Annotated in this window: 14 protein-coding genes; 9 read left to right on the forward strand and 5 right to left on the reverse strand. The window is 62.3% G+C overall.

The window, feature by feature from the left end; genetic code table 11:
• The first annotated feature begins 95 nt into the window (after positions 1 to 95).
• Both DOM27_RS14225 and DOM27_RS14230 read left to right on the forward strand, forming a co-directional pair.
• Positions 96 to 497, forward strand: a complete 402-nt coding sequence (locus DOM27_RS14225) for a VOC family protein (protein WP_110656824.1) — start codon at positions 96 to 98, stop codon at positions 495 to 497.
• On the forward strand, positions 494 to 1,495 hold the full coding sequence (locus tag DOM27_RS14230; protein WP_110656826.1) for a saccharopine dehydrogenase family protein: 1,002 nt from the start codon (positions 494 to 496) through the stop codon (positions 1,493 to 1,495). Before DOM27_RS14225 ends, DOM27_RS14230 begins: the two co-directional genes overlap by 4 nt.
• 64 nt (positions 1,496 to 1,559) lie before the next feature.
• Here the strand turns inward: DOM27_RS14230 and DOM27_RS14235 are convergent, their stop codons facing one another.
• Positions 1,560 to 2,162, reverse strand: coding sequence for a TetR/AcrR family transcriptional regulator (locus DOM27_RS14235; protein ID WP_110656828.1), 603 nt, complete (start codon positions 2,160 to 2,162; stop codon positions 1,560 to 1,562).
• A 174-nt stretch (positions 2,163 to 2,336) separates the two neighbouring features.
• Here DOM27_RS14235 and DOM27_RS14240 point away from each other — a divergent pair, with 174 nt between their 5' ends.
• The 3 genes from DOM27_RS14240 to DOM27_RS14250 all read left to right on the forward strand — a co-directional run bounded on the left by DOM27_RS14240 (position 2,337) and on the right by DOM27_RS14250 (position 4,178).
• Positions 2,337 to 3,077 carry an SDR family NAD(P)-dependent oxidoreductase gene (locus DOM27_RS14240; RefSeq protein WP_110656830.1) on the forward strand — a complete coding sequence of 247 codons (741 nt, stop codon included), beginning with the start codon at positions 2,337 to 2,339 and terminating at the stop codon, positions 3,075 to 3,077.
• 46 nt (positions 3,078 to 3,123) lie between these two features.
• Positions 3,124 to 3,531 carry a VOC family protein gene (locus DOM27_RS14245; protein ID WP_110656832.1) on the forward strand — a complete coding sequence of 136 codons (408 nt, stop codon included), beginning with the start codon at positions 3,124 to 3,126 and terminating at the stop codon, positions 3,529 to 3,531.
• Positions 3,532 to 3,653: 122 nt separating this feature from the next.
• On the forward strand, positions 3,654 to 4,178 hold the full coding sequence (locus tag DOM27_RS14250) for a YgjV family protein (RefSeq protein ID WP_110656835.1): 525 nt from the start codon (positions 3,654 to 3,656) through the stop codon (positions 4,176 to 4,178).
• Between the two features lie 165 nt (positions 4,179 to 4,343).
• Here DOM27_RS14250 and DOM27_RS14255 read toward each other — a convergent pair whose 3' ends face one another.
• Positions 4,344 to 4,739 (reverse strand): winged helix-turn-helix transcriptional regulator, encoded by a 396-nt coding sequence (locus DOM27_RS14255; protein ID WP_110656837.1) that lies wholly within the window; start codon positions 4,737 to 4,739, stop codon positions 4,344 to 4,346.
• A gap of 100 nt (positions 4,740 to 4,839) precedes the next feature.
• Here DOM27_RS14255 and DOM27_RS14260 point away from each other — a divergent pair, with 100 nt between their 5' ends.
• Positions 4,840 to 5,961, forward strand: a complete 1,122-nt coding sequence (locus DOM27_RS14260; protein WP_110656839.1) for an NADH:flavin oxidoreductase — start codon at positions 4,840 to 4,842, stop codon at positions 5,959 to 5,961.
• Between the two features lie 139 nt (positions 5,962 to 6,100).
• Here the strand turns inward: DOM27_RS14260 and DOM27_RS14265 are convergent, their stop codons facing one another.
• On the reverse strand, positions 6,101 to 6,790 hold the full coding sequence (locus DOM27_RS14265; RefSeq protein ID WP_110656842.1) for a glutathione S-transferase family protein: 690 nt from the start codon (positions 6,788 to 6,790) through the stop codon (positions 6,101 to 6,103).
• A gap of 297 nt (positions 6,791 to 7,087) precedes the next feature.
• Here DOM27_RS14265 and DOM27_RS14270 point away from each other — a divergent pair, with 297 nt between their 5' ends.
• Together DOM27_RS14270 and DOM27_RS14275 are read left to right on the forward strand one after the other, a co-directional pair.
• Complete coding sequence (locus DOM27_RS14270) at positions 7,088 to 8,878, forward strand: assimilatory sulfite reductase (NADPH) flavoprotein subunit (RefSeq protein ID WP_110656844.1); 1,791 nt, start codon at positions 7,088 to 7,090, stop codon at positions 8,876 to 8,878.
• Positions 8,879 to 8,886: 8 nt separating this feature from the next.
• Positions 8,887 to 10,701, forward strand: a complete 1,815-nt coding sequence (locus DOM27_RS14275; RefSeq protein WP_110656847.1) for an NADPH-dependent assimilatory sulfite reductase hemoprotein subunit — start codon at positions 8,887 to 8,889, stop codon at positions 10,699 to 10,701.
• Between the two features lie 24 nt (positions 10,702 to 10,725).
• On the opposite strand, the gene DOM27_RS14280 is transcribed toward DOM27_RS14275, so the two are convergent.
• Together DOM27_RS14280 and DOM27_RS14285 are read right to left on the reverse strand one after the other, a co-directional pair.
• Positions 10,726 to 11,559 carry a citryl-CoA lyase gene (locus DOM27_RS14280; RefSeq protein WP_110656849.1) on the reverse strand — a complete coding sequence of 278 codons (834 nt, stop codon included), beginning with the start codon at positions 11,557 to 11,559 and terminating at the stop codon, positions 10,726 to 10,728.
• Between the two features lie 14 nt (positions 11,560 to 11,573).
• The gene (locus DOM27_RS14285; protein WP_223162357.1) at positions 11,574 to 12,734 is read right to left on the reverse strand and encodes a CaiB/BaiF CoA transferase family protein; all 1,161 of its coding nucleotides are present in this window, start codon (positions 12,732 to 12,734) and stop codon (positions 11,574 to 11,576) included.
• A gap of 133 nt (positions 12,735 to 12,867) precedes the next feature.
• Here DOM27_RS14285 and DOM27_RS14290 point away from each other — a divergent pair, with 133 nt between their 5' ends.
• On the forward strand, positions 12,868 to 13,533 hold the full coding sequence (locus DOM27_RS14290) for an IclR family transcriptional regulator (protein ID WP_188113733.1): 666 nt from the start codon (positions 12,868 to 12,870) through the stop codon (positions 13,531 to 13,533).
• The last annotated feature ends 30 nt before the right edge of the window (positions 13,534 to 13,563 follow it).

The raw sequence follows: 13,563 nt of genomic DNA on the forward strand, positions 1-13,563 counted from the left end.
AACGGGCAGGTTTCGGGCAGGAACGGCTGAGCCCGCGATGAGGGTAATGGGTACGGTAGTAGCTGGTGACATCGTCTGAATCGCGAGGCTACTCCATGCTTGATCATCTCTTTTTATCCGTCAGCGACATCGAACGCTCGATTCGTTTTTACGAAGCCGTGCTTACCCCGCTGGGGATCACGGCTCGGCTCGATTACGACGGCAAAGATGGCCCACCAGGCCATCCGGATCTCAAGGGTTTCGGCGCCAATGGTCGGATGTTTTTCTGGCTACGCGAGGGCATGATCGAAGGAAAAGCCGTTCACGTCGGTTTCGTGGCGAACGGCAAGACAGCGGTCGAGGCGGCCTACGCCGCGGCTATTGAAAACGGTGCGACCGACAATGGCGCGCCAGGGGCTCGGCTGCATTATGACCCCGACTACTACGCCGCCAACGTTCTTGACCCCGATGGGTACAGTCTCGAATTCGTCTACAAGAACTGGCAGCACGCCCAATGAAAAAACTGCTGATCTACGGCGCGACCGGCTATACCGGCCGCATGGCGGCAGAACGTGCTAAAGCATCGGGGCTCGACTTCGAGATCGCCGGGCGCAATCGGCAGACGCTGGCTTCTCTCGCTGACGCTCTGGCGGTTCCGTTCCGGATATTTTCTGTCGGTGGGGCTGTCGATGGCGATGCAGATGCCGGGACGACGCAGTCTCTGGCCGGTATCGATGTGCTGCTGAACTTCGCGGGGCCCTTCGCGCAAACGGCGGCGCCATTGATGCGGGCGTGTCTCGACGCCGGCGTCGATTACCTGGATATCACCGCCGAGATCAACGTCTATCGGCTGGCGGAACGGTTGGGTGCCGAAGCGGCTGAAGCCGACGTCATGCTGCTGCCTGGGGTCGGCTGGGACGTGGTACCGACAGATTGCCTGGCAGTGCACGTCGCGCAGCGTGTGCACGACCCGAAGTCGCTGAGTGTAGCGCTTCAGGTTCCCGGCGCCATGTCGCGGGGCTCCGCCATGAGCGTCAGTGAGATCATTGGCGCAGGCCTGATGGCGAGAGTCGATGGTCATCTGGTTGCGACCCCCGAAGCACAGCCGCGAGACTTCGATTTCGGTGAGGGCCCGGTGCAGTGCGCGCCGCTATCGTTCGGGGATCTGGTGACCGGCTGGCACTCCACAGGTATCTCCAATATCGCCATGTACGTGCATGTCAGTGGCGAGGCGTTTCCCGAAGGTGATCTGTCACAACTGCCTGATGGTCCCACCGCGGAACAACGCGAGGCTCATCGCGCCCGTGCCGTGGCCGAGGTAACCGCGGCCGATGGCACGGTTTTCCGATCGATGATCGAAACCATCAACGGCTATTCCTACACGCCGCTGTCGGCGGTAGAGGCCGCGCGCCGGGTACTCGAAGGGGAGCGTCGCCCCGGTTTCGAAACGCCGGCGCGGCTGTTCGGTGGCGGGTTCGCCGGGACCATCGAAGGAACGACGATCACGGATTTCTAGAGACCGATCTGTAGAAACAGACCTGCAGAGATGGAAGCGACTAACCCCACAACGGCTTCACGACTCAAGACGCCGTTGTGGGGTCGTCGGTTTCCAGTTCACGCGCCACAAAACGGCCGGCGGTCCGCGCGGCTTCCGTCAGGCGCTCGTAAGACATGCCGTTGCAGGCCGAAGCCGACAGGCCACGCAAGGTGACCGCAATATAGTCGGCCATTGCTTGTGCCCCCTGCGGATGAACCCGATCGAGGTAGGCGCGAATCGCCTGGAGCCCGCCATCGGCAAGCTTCTCGGCCATCAGGCGGGCGGCCGGGTCATCCGCCCGCATCCCCTCCGTAATCATGCAGCCGCGCAACACGCTGTTGCGCCCATACTGTTCGGCGGCGGCGAGCAGCAGGGCAGGAATGGTTTCGGCGGGGTGGCGGTCAGGCGCCAGAAGCTCGTCCAGCGGCAGCGCGTTTTCCTGTGCATAGCGCCGCATGGCTCGCTCGAACAGGGCAGCCTTGTTGCCGTAGGCGGCATAAAAGCTGGGCGGCTTGATGTCCATGGCTTCGGTCAGGTCGGCAAGACTGACCGCGTCATAACCACGCTGATGGAAAAGAGCCTGAGCGATGGCGACTCCCGCTTCGCGATCGAAGGCCGGGCGGCGTTGGCGGATTTTTGCGTTCATGGTGGCCTCGCAGGATAAGACGGCAGTGTAGCGGTCGCTACATCAAGGTTCAAAGGGCCGCCAGACACCTATTTTATATAGTGACTGATAAATAGATTGTGCGATACTCTCGCTTTATGTAGTGTCTGCTACATGTGGTGTAGTCCTTTCCTTCCCTCGCTCAGGTAAACGTTCATGTCGTTCAAAGATAAAGTCGTGCTGGTCACCGGTGGGTCATCAGGTCTGGGGCTCGCAATCGCCCAGGAGTTCGCCGCACAGGACGCGCTGGTGGTCATTACTGGACGCCGGCAGGAGCAGTTGGATGAGTCCTTGGCCACTCTTGGCGATGACGCTGTCGCCATTGCAGCCGATGTGTCCAACGCAACCGATCTCGCAGCACTCTTCAGTCGTATCGAGTCGCTTCATGGCCGTATCGATGTTCTGGTCGCCAACGCCGGGATGGGCGAAATCACTCCACTTGGCACGATTACCGAGGGGGCCTTCGATCGCGTGTTCGATACCAACGTGAAAGGGGTAACGTTTACTGTCCAGGGTGCGCTGCCGCTGATGGGCAAGGGATCCAGCGTTGTCATCATCGGTTCCACGGCCTCAATGAATCCCGGCCCCGGCCTGAGCGTCTATGGTGCGACGAAAGCGGCCATCCGTGCCATGGTCAGAAGCTGGGTCCTGGACATCAAGGGTTCCGGCATTCGGATCAATCTGCTCAGCCCCGGCCCTGTCGATACCCAGTCCCTGCGAAGCATGCTGGCCGATGACGCGGAGCAGATCATTCAAGCGTTCAGTGAAAAGAGCACGCTCGGACGGATAGGCGAAGCGCACGAGATCGGCAAGGCCGTGGCGTTTCTGGCGAGTGATGCCTCGAGCTATATCAACGGCGTCGAGTTGTTTGCCGATGGCGGGGCGTCTCAGGTGTAATCAGCCACGCGTGTTTATCCCAACCCCTGAACTGCAGCGTACAGCCATGACCATCCTCGACCATGTTGAATTTGCCGTGCGCGATGCCGAGGCATCGCGTCATTTTTACGAACAGGCTCTGGCCCCGCTGGGCCTCTATCGAGTCCTCACGGTCGGACCCGAGCGCACCCGCACAGGGGGCACACGCCACGGTTTCGGCAAGGACGGCTATCCCAGACTCTGGATTCATGACAACGAGCCTCCGGGCGCCGGCACGCACATCGCCTTTGCAGCGCAGGACCGAGCCATCGTCGATGCCTTCCATCAGGCCGCACTGAAGGCCGGTGGGGTCGACAACGGGCCGCCTGGCGTCCGAACGCACTACCACGAACACTACTATGCGGCGTATGTACTGGATCCGGACGGTATCAACGTGGAAGTGGTGTGTCAGGACGCTTCTATCAATAACCCATGACGGCAGGAGAGGGCCACGGGCTTTACATGCCCCGCCCTTTTGATGCTGATGCATCGGTCACGACTCCAATCGTTTAAGCTTGAGGCCTTTCACGCCAATCCTGCCTCGACATTAGGAGCCGCATGGACGCTCATAGCCCGATATGGATCGCCGCTCAATTGGGCGGGTTCGTGGCCCTCGGCTTCATCATCGCGGCATTTGCCAGTCGTCAGGATGACCGGCTGCTGCTTTATCTGATATTCGCCAACGTGGCCTTCGCCGTGCATTTCCTGCTGTTTGGCGAGGCAGTCGCGGCTGGCATGTCGGGCCTGGTGGTCGTCCGGATCTGGCTAGCGCGGCGGTTTCCGCGGCGTCAGGGGATCATGTGGCTGGTGCTGGCGGCAACGGCGGCGGTCGCCATGGCGACCTGGCAGTCCTGGTACGATATTTTCCCGCTGCTCGCTGCCATTTTCGGTACGCTGGCGATGTTTCTATTGCGGGGCCTGCCCATGCGAGCGCTGCTGGCGGGCGTCGCGCTAAGCTGGCTCGCGAATGCGCTGATCATCGGTTCGATCGGTGGCGCCATTGCCGAGCTCATCGCGCTCGGCACCAATCTGATCACCATGTGGCGAATTCAGCGCGCCAAGCGTCGAATCCAGGCTTGCTGATGTATGAGTCAGACGGTCGCGGCCGGATGTGCGAGCAGGCGCTCGGCGAAGGCTAATCTCATCGCTGTCGTCCAGCGGGCCAGGCAGGACCATTATTATCCTTGAAAGCTCGAAAATGATTCGAACCAGTCTTGGCTCGTGGATGGCATTCAAGTCAAAAGGCCGCTATGCGCTCGGAGTGGCCTCCTCCAGCGTTTTCTGGCGTTCATCGTAGTCGCGCCGTGCCGTTTCGACTTCGTGATGGTATTGCAGCGTCCATTGATGCAGCGCCTGAAAAGGCGCCTTGAGCGTTCGCCCGAGCGGCGTGATCCGGTATTCCACGGCCACCGGAGCCGAGGCGATCACGCGGCGTTCGACGATGCCATTGCGTTCCAGCCGCCGCAGCGTATGGCTCAATGCCTTCTGGGTGATGCCTTCCAACTGGCGCTTGAGTGCGTTGAAGCGCAGCGGTTCGTTGCACAGGGCAGCCAGTACCAGTACCGACCACTTGTCCGCGATTTGATCGAGAATCACGCGGCTGGGGCAATTGGCCGCCGCGGTCGGGTGCGATGAATTGAGCATGGCGGTTTCCTCGAGGCTATCTGGTGAGTTGAAAGTATCCGGTGGGTATCTGGTATAAGTCCTATACCGCAAGTCCCATCTTATCACTCGGAGCATCTTCATGGCCTCATCCAATGTCGACGCGCTGTTTCAGCCTTTTCAATTGAAATCACTGTCGCTCAAGAACCGTATTGTCATGGCGCCGATGACGCGGTCGTTTTCGCCGGCGGGCATACCTGGCGAGAACGTCGCGGCCTACTACCGGCGGCGTGCCGAGAACGAGGTCGGTCTGATCCTGTCCGAGGGCACCACCATCGATCGGCCGGCCGCGCGCAACGAACCGAACATCCCGTTCTTTTATGGCGAAGACGCGCTGGCCGGCTGGCAGAACGTTGTCGATGGCGTGCATGAAGTGGGTGGTCGCATGGGGCCGCAGATCTGGCACGTGGGCTCGGTCTCCAGTTTTCTCACGGACTGGGTTCAGGACGTGCCTGTGGAAAGCCCGTCCGGTCTGGTCGCGCCCGGTCAGCCTCGCGGCAAAGCCATGAGTGAAGAGGCTATCGCCGACACGCTCGATGCCTATGCCCAAGCCGCTGTCGACGCCAAACGGCTCGGTTTTGACACGGTCGAAATTCACGCGGCCCACGGCTATCTGATCGACCAGTTCTTCTGGGCGGCCACTAATCAGCGCAGCGATCGATACGGCGGCACCACGCTCAAGGACCGCTCCCGCTTTGCCGCCGAAGTCGTCAAGAGCGTGCGTGACGCCGTCGGCCCCGATCTGCCGATCATCCTCCGCGTCAGTCAGTGGAAACAGCAGGACTTCGACGTACGCCTGGCCAACACACCGGATGAAATGGCGGCCTGGCTGTCCCCGCTCGTGGAAGCCGGCGCGGATATTCTGCACTGCTCACAGCGGCGGTTCTGGGAACCGGAATATCCGGAACTCGACGGCCCTGAGGGGCTGAATTTCGCCGGCTGGGCCAAGAAACTCACGGGCGCGCCCACGATCAGCGTCGGCTCGGTCGGTTTGTCCGGCGACTTCATGGGTGCATTCAGCGGCGAAAGCTCCACCCCGGCCAGCCTGGATAAGCTTGTGGCCCGGATGGAGCGCGACGAGTTTGACCTGATCGCCGTCGGCCGCGCCTTGCTGAGCGATCCGGCGTGGGTGAAGAAAGTGCATGCCCGCGATGAGGAATCGCTAAGCGATTTCACCAAGGAGGCGTTGGCCGAACTGTACTGATTCGGCGTCTGATCTCCGCAACAGACTCGGACCACCGCACGGTGGTCCGAGCAACCGGCCAGCGCTCGAGGTTGTGGCACTTTTAAATCCGACCCCGAGAGCTCTCGAGATAGCGGGGCCTCCGCTCGAAGCGTCGGCTTCACGCTCGCTGACGGCGATCCTCGATAATCCGTCGACCACGAACGCAATCGGCTTCATGGGGCTCGTCGACCCACGGTTCGGCGATGCCCTGTTCGACCCATTCGGCCACCGCCGGAAGGGCGAGCAACCGTTCGACGTAGGCCATGGCGGCGGTGCCGAGTTCGATACCGTAGCCGCGGATACGAACCGCGACCGGGGCGAACATGGCGTCCACGGCGGTAAACGAGTCGCCGGCGAGCCAGGGGCCGCCAAACACGTCGAGACCCTCCTGCCATAGAATATCGAGCCGGATCAGATCCTTCTCGAGCGCCTCGCTCGGCGTGTCCAGGTCGATGGTCAGCGAACAGTTCATCGAGCACTCGTCGCGTATCGCGGCAAAGCCTGAGTGCATCTCGGCGCTGGCGCAGCGAGCCCAAGCGCGGGCGGCGCGATCACCGGGCCACGCGGCGGGGTGATCCTCGGCAATGAATTCCAGAATCGCCAGTGAATCCCAAACCACCTGATCGTCATCGTGCAGGCAGGGGACCTTGGCGGTCGGCGAAAAGTGCGTGAACGCCTGCTGCTGGCCGGCGCCTTCGAACGGCGTCAGTACCTCCTCGAACGGGATCTCAAGCGCGCGCAGCAGCACCCAGGGTCGCATCGACCAGGAAGAGTAGTTCTTGTTAGCGATGAAAAGTCGATAGGCCATGGTTGCCTCTGCTGTCGGGAAAAATCCGAGTATGCGTTTTCGCCGTGAGTCCGCAAAGCCTCGATCACCGGGTCTATGACTGGCTGATTGATCGAGGGAATCAGACCTGATCGAGGAAAGCATGATCGTTCGATGGAATAAGGACAGCGCCGATCGGACTTTTTGATTCTTGCACCATACCCCAACACTCAACGATTAACCGACTAGGCTTTGGCCAATCGATTTCGAGAGCGCGTTTCGCGCCGTTTCGTTCAATTTACCGGTTTATCGGTTACCGGATGTGCCGAGAGGTCATGGATGGCTCCCAACTCGCTGACCGACACCAACAGCCCCCTGAGTGCCGATCAGGCCAAGCGCGTGCAGCAGGCTTTGACCGATCTGGATGCCTCCCAGTGCCAATGGTTGAGCGGTTACCTGGCCGGTCTCGGCGCCCAGGCGGCGGCCGGGACATCGCAGTTGGCGCCAGCGACATCCACTACGTTGACCGTGCTCTATGGCAGCCAGACCGGCAATGCCGAGGGTGTGGCCGAACTGGCGGCCGAGCGTGCCGGTGCGAAGGGCTTCGACGTCAAGCTCACGAGCATGGCGGATGCCGGCAAGAAGACGCTGAAGGAAGTCGAGCGGTTGCTGGTCGTCGTCAGCACCCAGGGCGACGGCGATCCGCCCGATCCGGCGCTCGAATTTCACGAACTGATGATGGGGCGCAAGGCGCCGAAACTCGCGGGGTTGCGCTTCGCCGTGCTGGGGCTGGGCGATACCAGCTACGAACACTTCTGCCAGACCGGCAAGCAGTTCGACGCCCGCCTGGCGGAGCTCGGTGGCGAATCGATCCATGCGCGGACGGATTGCGATGTGGATTACGAGGAGGCGGCCGAGGTCTGGATCGACGAGGTGCTCGAGGCGCTGGCCGCCGATCTCGCCACGCCGCCACCGGCTCAGGCCGCTGAAGCCGACGCTTCGCAGAGCGCTCAACTACGCTACTCCAAGAAGCACCCGTTCCTGGCCGAGGTGCTGACCAGCCAGCCGCTCAACGGTCGCGACTCGGACAAGCAGACGCTGCATCTCGAATTGTCGCTGGAAGAGTCGGGGCTCGAATACCTGCCGGGCGACGCGGTCGGGGTGGTGCCGCAGAACGATCCTGCCCATGTCGACGAGCTGATCGAAATGCTCAAGTTCGATGCCGAATCGCCGCTGGAGGAAGGACGCGTGCTGCGCGATGCGCTGCTGACGGATTTCGAGGTGACGACGCTGACGCGGCCGTTCCTGCAGCAGTGGGCCGAATGGTCGCAGGCGCCGGAACTGCGCCGCCTGCTGGGTGAAGACGCCCGCTCCGAGCTGCGCGACTGGCTGCAGGGGCGCCACATCATCGATGTGGTCGAGCAGTTCCCGGTCGACGGAATCGACGCCGCCCAGTTTTCGGCGGCGCTGCGCAAGCTGCCGCCACGGCTCTACTCGATTGCCTCGAGCCAGGCGGCGGCGTCCGACGAGGTGCATCTCACCGTCGCCGTGGTGCGCTACGCCACCCATGGCCGCGCCCGCGACGGCGTGACCACGAGTTACCTGGCGGATCGCATCGAGCCTGGCGATCGCGTGCCGATCTACATCGACCGCAACAAGCAGTTCAAGCTACCGGAAGATGACGAGGCGCCACTGATCATGATTGGCCCTGGCACCGGCGTCGCACCGTTTCGCGCGTTCCTGCAGGAACGTGAGGAGCGTGGCGCCGGTGGCGACAACTGGCTGTTCTTCGGCGATCGACGCTTTCGCAGCGACTTTCTGTATCAGTCGGAATGGCTCAGGTGGCGCCAGCATGGATTGCTAACGCGACTCGACGTCGCTTTCTCCCGCGACCAGTCCGACAAGGTCTACGTTCAGGATCGGCTGCGCGAACAAGCCGAAACGCTGTACGCCTGGCTGGAAGCCGGGGCGTATGTCTACGTCTGTGGCGATGCCGAGTTCATGGCGCCGGACGTACATCAGGCATTGCGCGATGTCATCCGTGAACAGGGCGGGCACGGTGAAGCCGGCGCCGACGACTATCTGCGCCAGATGCAGCAGGAGAAACGGTATCAGCGCGACATCTATTAGGAGCCGACATGGACATCATTGCCAAACTGCGTGACGTACCGCTCGATGAGCTGCATCCCAACGAGCGGCTCAAGGTAGAGAGCGACTACCTGCGCGGCACGCTCGAAGAGGGCCTGGCCGACCGCGCCACCGGGGCGATCGCCGAGGCGGATACGCAGTTGACCAAGTTTCACGGCTTCTACCAGCAGGACGACCGTGACCTGCGCGACGAGCGTCGCCACCAGAAGCTCGAACCGCTCTACAGTTTCATGGTGCGCTTGCGACTGCCCGGCGGTCTGGTCACGCCCGCCCAGTGGCAGACCCTCGACGACGTCGCTTCGCGCTACGCCAATGGCACGCTGCGCATCACCACTCGCCAGACCTTCCAGTACCACGGCGTGCTCAAGGAAAATCTGCGCCCGCATCTGCAGACGATTCATCAGGCCATGGTGGACACCATCGCCGCCTGCGGCGATGTCAATCGCAACGTGATCTGCACCGCCAATCCGCATCGCTCAGCAGTCCATCGCCAGGTTTACGAACTCAGCCATCGGATCAGTACCCGTCTACTGCCCAGTACCCGCGCCTATCACGAAATCTTTCTCGGCGAAGAGCGTGTCGCCGGTGGTGCCCAGGAGCGTGAACCGGAACGTGAATCGAAGCGTGAACCGGAGCGCACTGAGTCGGAGGCGAAGGTTGGAGATGACCAGGAACCGCTCGATCCACAGGAGCCGTTGTATACGCGCCATTACCTGCCGCGCAAGTTCAAGGTGGCGCTGGCGATTCCGCCGGAGAACGACGTCGACCTGTTCGCCCATGACGTCGGCTTCATTGCCGATGTTCTAAAAGGCGAAAATGGCGAACTCCAGGGCTTTACCGTCTGCATCGGCGGCGGCATGGGCATGACCCATGGCGAACCGTCGACCTTTCCGCGGCTTTCCGACCCGATCGGCTACTGCGCGCCGGACGCTGTTCCCGCCGTGGCAGAGGCGATCATGCTGGTACAGCGCGACAACGGTAATCGTCGTGACCGCAAACTCGCGAGACTGAAATATACCGTCGAGGACATGGGGCTCGAAGCGTTCAAGGCCGAAGTCGAAGGGCACCTCGGCGAGACGCTGGCACCGGCGCGCGAGTTTCACTTCGAGAACAACGGTGATCGTCTGGGCTGGATTCAGGGCGATGACGGTCTTTGGCACTACGGGCTGTTCGTCCAGAACGGACGAATCGCCGACTTTCCGGATGGCCCGCAGCTACGCACCGGCCTGCGCGAGATCGCCGAGCAGCACGATGGCGATCTGGTTCTCACCACCAATCAGAATGTGATCATCACACAGGTCGATGAGTCCCGGCGCGAGGCCATCGATGCGTTACTGGATCGCCACCGACTGGTCGCGGAAACGTCTCCGTTACGGCGCAATGCCATGGCTTGCGTGGCATTCCCGACCTGCGGGCTGGCCATGGCGGAAAGCGAGCGCTATCTGCCGTCGTTGATCGACAAGCTCGAGCACGTGATGCAGCAAGCCGGGCTCGCCGAGGATGCGATCATCGTGCGCATGACCGGCTGCCCCAACGGCTGCGCGCGACCCTATTTGGCCGAGATCGGCTTCGTCGGCAAGGCGCCGGGGCATTACAACCTCTATCTCGGCGGCGGCTTCAGCGGGCAACGGCTGAACAAGCTCTACCGCGAAAACATCAACGAAGCGACGATCCTCGAGGAACTGACGCCACTGATTCAGCGCTACGCCGCCGAGCGCGAAGCCGCCGAACCCTTCGGAGACTTCGTCATCCGTACCGGCGTGATCCGCGAGACCACGGCCGGGCGCGAATTTCATGAGGCCTGAGCATTCCCGGATGGCGTGACCTGGTCAATCTCGATGCGGTACCGGTCGCTGGGCCGGGCCGCCATAGGGCCACAACCATCCCTTGGGCATCGGCCCCTTGTTGCGGCCGCCCTGACACTGCTGTTCCCAGGCGTGGGCGAGAATGCCGACCGAACGGGAGAGGCAGAACAGGCCGCGGGCCAACGGGGCGGGGAAACCTAGCTCGGCGTAGATGACGGCGGTGGCGCCGTCGATGTTGAGCGGGATCGGCTTGCCTTTCATGGCGATCAACTGGCGTTCGACTTCACGGGCGATGGCGACGAAATTGCCATCCACTTCGCCACGAGCGGTGGCTTCTTCGACCAGTTCCAGCAACCGTGGAGCGCGCGGATCGATGGGATGGAAGCGGTGGCCGAAGCCGGGAATGATCCTGGTCCGCTCGCGCTGCCAGCTGGCAATGCCTTCCTCTACGGCGGCTTCCAGTTTGCGTCCGCCGATCTGGTTCTCGAGTATCGACTGATACAGTTCCACGGCCTGTTCGCCGGCGCCGCCGTGAACGTCATCTAGCACGTTGACGGCGGAGGCCATGGCGTTGTTGAGGCTGCTGCCGCAGGTCACCGCCATCCGTGCGATGGCGATGCTCGGTGCCTGCGGGCCATGATCGACGGCGCTCATCAACGCCGCTTCGAGCAATGCTGCCTGCGCTCGGCCGGGCAGTTCACCGCGGGTCATCAACCACACCATGTCGGTGAACCCGACGTTGCCGATCAGCTCCTCGATGGGATAGCCGCGATAGCGAATCTCACCGGGGCGCATGTCGATGATGTCGGTGTGCCACCACTGTTGGGCACGGAAGTCGGGCGCAGAAGTATCGCTCATGGAATATCTCCGGTTTATTCGTCGTTGGCAGCTTGAGCAGGAAGCAAGGTGGCGTTGTCTTGACCCAGGCGCGGGGGCGGGGAAGCAACGCGGGGTGCCTGGCCGTCGAAGCGGTAACCGCCGCTGACCACTTCCAGTGGCCGGCCGATCTCGGCACTGTCGAACCGCTCGATCAGACCGCGATCGCGAACCTGCGGGTGTGCCAAGGCTTCCGCGACGCTGTAGACGGGCCCTGCAGGAACTCCGGCCTCCACCAGTCTGGGCCACCAGTACTCGGTGGTTTCGCGTTGCAAAGCCGCTTCGATGCAGTCGCTGAGCGCCTGGCGGTTATCCAGACGTGCCTGACGTTGGACGAAGCGCGGGTCCTCCACCCATTCCGGATGCTCCATCAGGCGACAGATCGCCTCGAACTGCTCCTGCTTGTTGGCGGCGATATTGATCAGCCCGTCAGCAGTGGCGAACGTGCCGGAAGGGCTGGCCGTGACGTTGTCGTTGCCCATCGGCTGGGGCGGTTTATCGGCGATCAGCAGGTTGGACACGGCCCAGCCCATGGTGGCGAGCACGGATTCGAGCATCGAAATGTCGATGAAATGCGCCTTGCGCGGTCGCTCGGCCAGGGCGGCATTGATCGCCATGGCCGCCGTCAGACCGCCAACCGTATCCGCCAGCGGGTAGCCGACTCGATACGGTGCGTTCTCCGGCGAGCCGGTAATACTCATCACGCCTGCCATGCCCTGAATGATCTGGTCGTAGGCCGGGTAGTTGGCCAGCGGACCGTCCTGGCCGAAGCCCGAAATGGCGCAATAGACCAGCTCGGGGTTCGTCTGGCGCAGTGTCTCGAAGCCTAGGTCCAGGCGTTGCATGACGCCGGGCCGGAAATTTTCGACCACGACATCGGCACTCGCGACCAGCTCGAGGAAGGCCTCGCGATCGTCAGCCTGCTTGAAATCCAGTGTCACCGAACGCTTGCCGGCATTCTGGGCGAGAAAAGAGACGCCCATCAGATCGCGGTTGAGCGCCGGGTCTGCGCCGAGCTGGCGGGCAAGATCGCCACCCTGGGGTCGCTCGACCTTGATCACCTCGGCACCGAGATGGGCCAGCTGATGACAGCAGAACGGGCCGGCCAGCACATTGGTCAGATCGAGTACCCGGTAACCGCTTAACGGCGATGACATCATTCCTCCTGATGAAACGAATTCTTTCAGAGAGAATATGGCCGGCTCGAGCGAGTTGCAATACCGTTTTGTCTGTCGCAACATTCGCCATTAGTCCAATCCATGACAGTCAATGATCTTAAAGGAGCGTCCTATGGCCCAACGGCGCGTCGAGGCCGTCGAGCGAGCGCTGACTCTTCTCGAGGCGTTCTCCCAGGAGCGACGGGAGTTTTCATTGACCGAGCTGGCCAATGCCACGGGTTTTTACAAGAGCACCATCCTGCGACTGATGTCGTCGCTGGAGCATTTCGGCTACGTCACCCGAGACGAACGCGGCATCTACCGGGTTGGGCCGGCGGTGTCGCGCCTGGCGCCGTTGGCGGGGGACGGACCACAGCTCGAGAACCTGGTTCGGCCGATTTTGGAGTCACTGCGTGATGCCAGCGAGGAGACCGCTTCCTTCTATGTGCGAGACGGCGATCACCGCATCTGTCGTCTGCGCGAGAACGGGCGCCTGGAAGTACGACACCACCTCGAAGAAGGCGTAAGACTGCCGCTGGGGCGTGGCGCGGCGGGTCGAGTGCTCAATTACGAAACGCCCAGGGGCCAGGTCGCGGTATCGAGCGGCGAGCGGCAGGCCGGACTCTCGGCGGCGGCGATCGGTATCTACAACGGCGAAGGGGAATTGATGGGCGCCCTGGCGCTGTCCGGTCCCAGCGAGCGGTTCACGACGGCAGTCAAGGATCGTCATACGCCTTTGCTGATCCAGTACGCGCCACGTCTCGAGCGCCAATGGCCCCGTGCACTCCGGGCCACCTGACGGTCGTTGCATCGACAGCCCGTGACGAAA

This window comes from Salinicola halimionae (assembly GCF_003206065.1).
In the GTDB taxonomy this organism is placed as follows: domain Bacteria; phylum Pseudomonadota; class Gammaproteobacteria; order Pseudomonadales; family Halomonadaceae; genus Salinicola; species Salinicola halimionae.

Excerpts from the sequence above, each read along its gene's own strand:
- DOM27_RS14225 (WP_110656824.1), top strand. The coding sequence starts at position 96 with ATGCTTGATCATCTCTTTTTATCCGTCAGCGACATCGAACGCTCGATT.
- DOM27_RS14280 (WP_110656849.1), bottom strand. The coding sequence starts at position 11,559 with ATGAGCGATACTTCTGCGCCCGACTTCCGTGCCCAACAGTGGTGGCAC.
- DOM27_RS14270 (WP_110656844.1), top strand. The coding sequence starts at position 7,088 with ATGGCTCCCAACTCGCTGACCGACACCAACAGCCCCCTGAGTGCCGAT.
- DOM27_RS14275 (WP_110656847.1), top strand. The coding sequence starts at position 8,887 with ATGGACATCATTGCCAAACTGCGTGACGTACCGCTCGATGAGCTGCAT.
- DOM27_RS14255 (WP_110656837.1), bottom strand. The coding sequence starts at position 4,739 with ATGCTCAATTCATCGCACCCGACCGCGGCGGCCAATTGCCCCAGCCGC.
- DOM27_RS14245 (WP_110656832.1), top strand. The coding sequence starts at position 3,124 with ATGACCATCCTCGACCATGTTGAATTTGCCGTGCGCGATGCCGAGGCA.
- DOM27_RS14230 (WP_110656826.1), top strand. The coding sequence starts at position 494 with ATGAAAAAACTGCTGATCTACGGCGCGACCGGCTATACCGGCCGCATG.
- DOM27_RS14240 (WP_110656830.1), top strand. The coding sequence starts at position 2,337 with ATGTCGTTCAAAGATAAAGTCGTGCTGGTCACCGGTGGGTCATCAGGT.
- DOM27_RS14235 (WP_110656828.1), bottom strand. The coding sequence starts at position 2,162 with ATGAACGCAAAAATCCGCCAACGCCGCCCGGCCTTCGATCGCGAAGCG.
- DOM27_RS14290 (WP_188113733.1), top strand. The coding sequence starts at position 12,868 with ATGGCCCAACGGCGCGTCGAGGCCGTCGAGCGAGCGCTGACTCTTCTC.
- DOM27_RS14250 (WP_110656835.1), top strand. The coding sequence starts at position 3,654 with ATGGACGCTCATAGCCCGATATGGATCGCCGCTCAATTGGGCGGGTTC.
- DOM27_RS14285 (WP_223162357.1), bottom strand. The coding sequence starts at position 12,734 with ATGTCATCGCCGTTAAGCGGTTACCGGGTACTCGATCTGACCAATGTG.
- DOM27_RS14265 (WP_110656842.1), bottom strand. The coding sequence starts at position 6,790 with ATGGCCTATCGACTTTTCATCGCTAACAAGAACTACTCTTCCTGGTCG.
- DOM27_RS14260 (WP_110656839.1), top strand. The coding sequence starts at position 4,840 with ATGGCCTCATCCAATGTCGACGCGCTGTTTCAGCCTTTTCAATTGAAA.